The following is a 5,921-nucleotide window of genomic DNA, read 5'->3' as shown; positions in this document are numbered from 1 at the left end:
CACTGGACCACCGGCCCCCTCGACCGCACCCGCCACAGCCGGCTCGAACGACTCAACTACCGACTCTCCGCCTGAACGAATTGGGCAGCAGAGTCGAGCATGGGTACAAAGCGACACAGTCACCCGAGCGTGGTCGCAAACCTGCCCCTTTAGGGTCGTTTGACCCAGGTGATAAACAAATCCAAAACATCTGAAGAAGTGGAGAAGGGCTATAAGTGAATTCCCCTTCCTCATTCCCGCGTTCTCGCTCGCAAGCGACAGAGGTTCCCCAGAATTCATCTCCGTGGCGACCCGCGCACTCTTTCCTTTTTCAATTTCGAACCCACACCAGTCTCCTACTGCTCAACCGCAACCTTCCAGTTTTTTGATTCTTTGATGTTTTGTTCATTCAGGCGTTGATTTTCCACTGAAGCATGACCGCGTCAAGATCATTTCCTCCCCGGGAGCATCTATGCGCAAGGTTCGTTGGCGTTGGCGGGCAGCCGCCGCAGCCGTGCTGGTCGGTACGTCAAGTGTGGCGGCCGCAGCGGCGGTTCTGCCCGACTACGCCGGTCCGCAGCCGGACGGCACCTCGGTGACCACGTACGGCTGGCGGGTCACGCCGGCCGGCGACCAGACACCGCTCGGCGAGAAGCCCTTCGGGTCCGCCCTCAGCCCGGACGGCAAGTACCTGGCGGTCAGCAACGACGGCAAGGCGACCCAGAGCCTGTCCCTGGTGGAAGCGGCGACCGGGAAGACCGTCCAGCAGATCAACTACAGCCGCCCGCAGGCGCTGTTCATCGGCCTGGCGTGGAGCCCGGACGGGTCGAAGCTGTACGCCTCGGCCGGCGGCAACGACAAGATCCGCGTCTACACCCTCACGGGCGGACAGCTCGCCGAGGGCACCTCGATCACGATGCCGAAGGGCTCGTTCCCCGCGGGGATCGCTCTGTCTTCTGACGGCACGCGGATGTACGTCGCGGACAACGGCAAGGGCGCTCTGTCCACCGTGGACACCGCGACCGGACGGGTGCTCGGCACGGTCGCCACCGGTCCCAACCCGTTCGCCGTCGGCCTGTCGGCCGACGGCGGCAGCGCGTACGTGACCAACTGGGGCACCAACACCGTCTCGGCCGTGGACACCGCGACTCTCACCGTCCGCAAGAACCTGCAGGTCGGCAGCCACCCCACGGCGATCATCCGCAACCCGGCCACCGGCGAACTCCTGGTCGCGGTCACCGACGCCGACAAGATCATCGGCATCAACCCGGCCGACGACTCGATCACCCACTCGATCGACCTCGCTCCCTACCCCGGCGCCCCGGTCGGCACCAGCCCGCAGGGGCTGGACATTTCGCCCGACGGCCGCACCCTGTACGTGGCCAACGCCGGCAACAACGACGTGGCCGTGGTGCGCCTGGCCGAGAAGCCCGGGCAGCAGGACAAGGTCGCCGGCCTGATCCCCACCGGCTGGTACCCGACGACCGTCACCCTCACCCACGACGGGCGGCTGCTGGTCACCAACGCCAAGGGCCTGGGCGCCGGGCCGAACCCCAACGGTCCCAACCCGACCTCGAGCACTCCAATCGACGACTCGCAGTACACCGCGTCCATGATCATGGGCACCCTCTCGAGCATCCCGGTGCCCAGCCAGGACCAGCTGGCCCACTACACCCAGCAGGTGCGGAAGAACGACCGGTTCGAGGGCAACGGCTCGACCGGCTCGAGCAGCGTGATCCCGGCGCGGCCGGGCGACCCGAGCCCGATCAAGCACGTCATCTACATCGTCAAGGAGAACCGCACCTACGACAACATGTACGGCTCCCTGGGCAAGGGCAACGGCGACCCGAGCCTGAACCTGTTCGGCGACGAGTCCGCGCCGAACCAGCGCGCACTGGCCCGCAAGTACGTCACCCTGGACAACTTCTACGCCGACGGCGCGGTCTCCTCCGACGGCTGGATGTGGGCGACGGCTGCAGCGTCCAACAGCTACAACGAGCACCTGTGGCCGGTGGCCTACAGCGCCCGCGGCCGCGGCGACGACTCCCACTACACCCTGGCCACCGACCCGGGCAAGATCACCGGCGACTCCCGGATCTGGGACCGGCTCGACGACGCGGGCGTTTCCTTCCGCAACTACGGCATGTGGTCCACCGGCTTCCCCGCCCAGGTGGTGCCCACCGAGCCCAGGCTCATCCCCTACAGCGACCCGGACTTCGCCGGCCCGAACATGGACATCAAGGACCAGGCTCGCGTCGACGCGTGGATGAAGGAGTTCAACCAGTACGTCGCCGACGACAACCTGCCGACGATGCAGTTCGTCCGGATGGGCAACGACCACACGTACGCCACGGTGCCCGGGAAGCCCACCCCCAGGGCCATGGTGGCCGACAACGACCTGGCCGTCGGACGGATCGTCGACGCCGTGTCCCACAGCAAGTACTGGAAGGACACCGCGATCTTCATCACCGAGGACGACGCACAGAACGGAGCCGACCACGTCGACGCCCACCGCACCGCCGCGCTCGTCGTCAGCCCGTACACCCAGACCGGCAAGGTCGACTCCACGATGTACAGCACGGTGTCGATGATGCGGACCATGGAGCTGCTTGCCGGCATCGGCCCGCTCACGCAGTACGACGCCGCGGCGACCCCGATGACGGAGAGCTTCACGGACAAGCCGGACTTCGAGCCGTTCACCGCGACCACTCCGTCGCAGTCCCTGGACCAGCTGAACCCGGCCAACGCCCCCATGGCCGCCCAGTCGGCGAAGATGAACTTCTCGGACGTCGACCAGGTCCCCGAGGACATCTCCAACGAGGCCATTTGGAAGAGCGTCAAGGGCGCCGACAGCACGATGCCGGCACCCAGGAACTTCGTGACCGGGGCCTCCGGCGACAATGACTGACAGCTGACAACCGGCTACAAGGTCCGTGCCCGCGGCATCGTGCCCGCCATCGCACGGCGCGGCACCAAGCACGGCAGCGGTCTGGGCGTCCACCGGTGGGTGGTCGAGCGAACCCTTGCCCGGCTGCACGGCTTCCGCCGGTTGCACGTGCACTGGGAACGACGAGCAGACATGCACGAGGCGTTCCTCCATCTCGCCTGCCACCTGATAACCCAGCGACAACTCGAATCACCGGGTCGGCCGTTGTTAGGGTCACATCACAAACTTCGTTATTACACAAGGGTGTTACATGCCGATAGCGCGCAGATCACTCCTGACCGGTTCGACGATTGCCGCGGCCACCACCGCACTCGGCACCGCAGGGAGCGTTGAAGCCTCCGACCGTTCGCATTCCGCTCCGCACCCCTTGCTCCAGCGCACACCGGGCCGCCTCGGCGTGCCCGGCGTGACAGGGCTCCACCTCCAGTTCGGCGCCGATCCCGCCACCGAGATGACCGTCTCCTGGATCAGCCCACGGTCCGTACGCCGCCCACAGGTGCGCCTCGGCTCCCCGGAGGGAGGCGACGGGCAGGTGATCGACGCCGAGACCCGCACCTACCGCGACGGGCTCTCCGGGCAGGAGGTGTACGTCCACCACGCCCGCCTTACCAGGCTGCGGCCGGAAACCACCTACCTGTACTCGGCGGGGCACGACGGGGCTGCACCGGAGAGCGGTTCGTTCACCACGGCGCCACGCGGTCGCTCCGCGTTCACCTTCACCAGCTTCGGCGATCAGGGCACGCCCAATCTGCGGCGGGTCGTCAAGTGGCCTGCGGGAGACTCCCCTTACCCTTCGCCCGCGGGACGCTACCCGCTCTACACCAGCAGCCAGGCCGGCACTCCGGCCTCTGCCGACATCGTGGCCGCGGTGGAACGGGTCGATCCGCTGTTCAATCTGCTGAACGGCGACCTGTGCTATGCCGGTTCGGCCGGCGTCATCGGCCAGGACCGCGTCGCGACCTGGACGGACTGGTTCATCAGCAACAGCCGTTCGACGCGGCTGCGTCCGTGGATGCCCTGCGTCGGCAACGGCGAGAACGAGAAGGGCAACGGCCCTTTGGGGGTGAGTGGTTACCAGACCTACTTCACTCTGCCCGAGTCGACGGCCGCCGCCGGTCCCGAGACCCAGGGTCTGTGGTACGCATTCACCGTCGGCGCCGTCCGCTTCATCAGCCTGGCCAATGATGACGTGGCGATCCAGGACAGCGGCGACACCTATGTGAACGGATACTCCGCGGGGGCACAACGCCGTTGGCTTGAAAGGGAGCTGAAGGCGGCACGCGGGAACGACGGGATCGACTGGATCGTCGTCTTCATGCACCACCCGATGATCTCCAGCAGCCGCAACGGTAGCGGCAGCGACCTCGGGATCCGCAAGGCATGGGGCCCGCTCTTCGACACGTACGAAGTCGACCTGGTGCTCTGCGGGCACGAGCACTACTACGAGCGCTCACTGCCGGTCCGCGGCGCCCTGCCGAACGAGGCCCTCACCCCGATCCCGGTCTCCACCAGCACCGATGTCGTCGACACCAGCAAGGGCACCGTGCACATGATCATCGGGGGCGGCGGCAATTTCGCAACCACCCAGGATGACCTGTTCGACGAGCCCAAGGGCCGAGTCGTCGTCGACCTGAGCACGGAAACGCAGGGCCGCCACCGCAAAGCGGTCTTCGTCACCGAAGACGCCCCCTGGCGCGCCGTCCAAGACCGCGTTCACACCCACGGCTTCGCCGCATTCGACGTCGACCCCGGCGACCGCCGCACCGGCCGTACCCGGATACACGTCACCTACTACACCTTCGACGGCCCATACGCGGATCTCACCCTCGTGGACACCTTCACCCTCGAACGCCCCCGCAAGGACGGCCGACACCAAGGGAGGCGGTGAGGCAAACGCACGGACCGAGAGTCCTGCCCGCGTCCGGGGGACGTGAGCAGGACTGGCCCGGGCGGGCGGCCCCGGCAGACCGCTTGCTCGTGTTGCTCTTCTTGCTCACTACCTGGAACTGCTTTCTCCCGGACCGTCCGTCCCAGTATCAGGCTGTCCATCTCAGCGGGGGAACTTCAAGGTCGCGTTGCCAGCGCAGGATCGTGTCCGGGTGTACCAGGAGCAGGAGGTGCCGGAGCTTGTCCATCGGGAGTTGGTGGAGCAGGCCGGCGAGAACGGCGCGGTCGGTGTCGGTGAACGTGGGCTTGCCGAGTTGGCGCTGGAGCACGAGCAGCCGGTGGTGCCCGGCGAGGATCTCGATGAGTCTCTCATTGACCTTCACCACCGGGGTGCGGCCCTTCGGGGCCCTGCTTCGGCCCGGCTGGGCGGTGTCCGAGCGCAACCCGCACTGATCCGCCCAGGCCACGATGGCCTTCTCCGCCTTCGCCCAAGACGTACTCGGAGCCGGCTGCTTCAAGGGCTCCGAAGAGCGCCGCAGGGGACGGTGAAACCCCCTGAGCTGCGTCGTACATGTCACGCTCCGTATGGTCATCCGGCGCGCCACCCCGCTTTACCGCTGGGCCGGACGCCCGACCACCAGAAGGCTCAAGTGACGTCTTTCTACTGCCGGGTACTCCAACGAACACCACAGATCGATCCACGACAGATTCCGGCCAAGTTGGCGCCGCGTACATGACGGGCCCTGTCAAAGCTGGCACTCTTCCGTCCAGTCGCCGCAGACGCCCCCCCACGAACGTGACGCACCACACGATGCGGCGATCACGTCGGACACCATCTGCCCCACTCGTACCTCCTGCTCTACCGGGCGGCAACAACCCCGCCTGCCCGGCTGACTCCGGCCGTCCATAGTCGGCCGCCGCAGAAGGAGTTCCGTGTGAGTCGATCTACCCGAAAGACCGTCGCCGCGAGCGCGTTGATAGCCGGCGCCGCGATGATCGCGGCCGTGCTGCCTTCCGGTGTCGCCACCGCCGGAACCTCGAGCCAGACCCCGGTCAAGGCGCAGGCCCGCGCCGGCGCGCTGCCGGTGCAGTTGTCGCCGTCGCAGCG

3 protein-coding genes and 1 pseudogene are annotated in these 5,921 nt (G+C 66.9%); 3 read left to right on the top strand and 1 reads right to left on the bottom strand.

Translation table 11 applies throughout. From position 1 onward, the window contains the following. Positions 1-451 precede the first annotated feature (451 nt). The 3 genes and pseudogenes from AB0N06_RS37875 to AB0N06_RS37865 all read left to right on the top strand — a co-directional run bounded on the left by AB0N06_RS37875 (position 452) and on the right by AB0N06_RS37865 (position 4,814). On the top strand, positions 452-2,887 hold the full coding sequence (locus AB0N06_RS37875; protein ID WP_366139222.1) for a glutaminyl-peptide cyclotransferase: 2,436 nt from the start codon (positions 452-454) through the stop codon (positions 2,885-2,887). A gap of 18 nt (positions 2,888-2,905) precedes the next feature. Further along, positions 2,906-3,097: pseudogene (locus AB0N06_RS37870) on the top strand (transposase); the annotation flags it as partial. 79 nt (positions 3,098-3,176) lie between these two features. Further along, on the top strand, positions 3,177-4,814 hold the full coding sequence (locus tag AB0N06_RS37865; RefSeq protein ID WP_366139220.1) for a metallophosphoesterase family protein: 1,638 nt from the start codon (positions 3,177-3,179) through the stop codon (positions 4,812-4,814). A 148-nt stretch (positions 4,815-4,962) separates the two neighbouring features. Here the strand turns inward: AB0N06_RS37865 and AB0N06_RS37860 are convergent, their stop codons facing one another. Beyond that, a complete protein-coding gene (locus tag AB0N06_RS37860) occupies positions 4,963-5,280 on the bottom strand; it encodes a hypothetical protein (RefSeq protein ID WP_366139219.1) in 318 nt (105 codons plus the stop codon). Positions 5,281-5,921 lie beyond the last annotated feature (641 nt).

Origin of the sequence: Streptomyces sp. NPDC051020, assembly GCF_040683105.1 — a bacterium.
In the GTDB taxonomy this organism is placed as follows: domain Bacteria; phylum Actinomycetota; class Actinomycetes; order Streptomycetales; family Streptomycetaceae; genus Streptomyces.
Note: the sequence above shows the minus strand (reverse complement) of the source record. Positions and strands in the feature narration are given on the sequence as shown.